Below are 1,129 nucleotides of genomic sequence, written 5' to 3'. Positions count from 1 at the left end.
CGTCCGGAGCCGCCGCGCCCCGCGCGTCCGACGGGGCGGGGGAGGGCGCCGCCGCACCCCCGTCGGCCCCGGGCGCCACGATGAGCCGTACGCCGAGCCGCGCCAGCGCCTTCGTCACCGGCTGGAAGTACGTCGTACCGCCCGTCCGGCAGTCACCGCTGCCGCCCGACGTGACACCGAGCGCGATGCCCTCGGAGAACATCGGACCACCACTGTCCCCGGGTTCGGCGCACACGTCGGACTCGACGAGACCGCTGACCGTGCCCTCGGGATAGTTCACCGTCGCGTTGAGCGCGGTCACCTCACCGTCCCGCAGCCCGCTGGTGCTGCCGCTGCGGAACACCCGCTGGCCCACCGTCGGATCCGCCACCCCCGTGATCCGCACGCCCTTGCCGTCGCCGACGGCCACCACACCGGCACCCTCGCCGGCCCGGCCGCCGGCGTACTCGATCAGTGAGTAGTCGTCCCCGGGGAAGCTGCCGCCGACCGTCGTCCCGACCTCCTGCCGGCCCTGGTTGTCGGCGAACCACACCGACCCGTCGGGCCCGCAGTGCCCGGCCGTGAGGATGAAGTCCCGCTCCCCGTCGGTCACGTTGAAGCCCGCCGAACAGCGGCCGGCCGTCGACAGGATGGGCAGCGCCCCGTTGAGCCGGGTGGTGAAGGTGCCCTCGCTCCGCTCCATGCGGACGAAACCGCCGATGCCGTCCGCCACTTCGGTCAGCTCGGACCAGTCGTCCGCCGACACCGTGCTGTCGCCCCGGACCACCACCTCGTTGGTCCGGTAGTCCATGGCCCACGCCGTCCCGGGCACGCGCGGCGCCGAACGCAGCGTCTCGGTCGCGGACTTGAAGTCGTCCATGCTGTGCCGCACCATCCTCGGCTCGGCGCCGGCCGCGCGCACCTCGGCCGCCGCCGCCTCGTCGGTGACCGCGACCACCGTCCTGCCGTCGTCGGCGATCCAGCTGCCCGCCGTACGGGACGTGCCGAGCTTCGACACCAGGCCGGCGCCCGGCCCGGCCGCCGTCTCCTGGGCGGTGGCGAACGGGACCGCGTCGGGCGCGCGGGGCTCACTGGCGACGGCGTGGGTGACCATCGTGGCCCCCAGGAGGAGTCCGCCGACGGCCGCCAG

Annotated in this window: 1 protein-coding gene; it reads right to left on the bottom strand. The window is 74.8% G+C overall.

The genetic code is table 11. The annotated features are described in order from the left end of the window. A partial coding sequence (locus B7767_RS42060) for a S1 family peptidase (protein WP_256923779.1) occupies positions 1–1,129 on the bottom strand: 1,129 nt, incomplete at both ends.

The sequence above is a fragment of the Streptomyces sp. 13-12-16 genome, from assembly GCF_002114215.1.
Classification (GTDB): Bacteria; Actinomycetota; Actinomycetes; order Streptomycetales; family Streptomycetaceae; genus Streptomyces.
The sequence above is the reverse complement of the archived record's forward strand: the minus strand, read 5'-3'. Positions and strand labels throughout refer to the sequence as shown.